We start from the raw sequence: 262 nt of genomic DNA, 5'->3' as shown, positions 1-262 counted from the left end.
CTTGAGATCTTCGGGTCGGCTGATGCCACGATCGGCGCGCACGTATACCGAGCTGTGGCGGAACGCGCGCGACGGGAAGACGGGCACGGCGATATACGGCGACGTGCCCGCCGCCGTCTTCACCGAATAGCTGCTGAGCGAAAGCTCGCAAATGTCGTAGTCGGCGTGGCGGAATGCACGAAAGAAGATCTCCTCCGGATCCTGCAGCATGAACACGGGATCCACCCCGTCGATCTGGACATCCCCGTCGATCAACGGGCGC

Annotated in this window: 1 pseudogene; it reads right to left on the bottom strand. The window is 63.0% G+C overall.

The features are described from left to right. Positions 1-262, bottom strand: a pseudogene (locus SB725_RS31980) (ABC transporter substrate-binding protein); the annotation flags it as partial.

Origin of the sequence: Pseudomonas sp. SIMBA_041, from assembly GCF_046535095.1 — a bacterium.
Taxonomy (GTDB): domain Bacteria; phylum Pseudomonadota; class Gammaproteobacteria; order Pseudomonadales; family Pseudomonadaceae; genus Aquipseudomonas; species Aquipseudomonas mucoides.
Note: the sequence above shows the minus strand (reverse complement) of the source record. Positions and strands in the feature narration are given on the sequence as shown.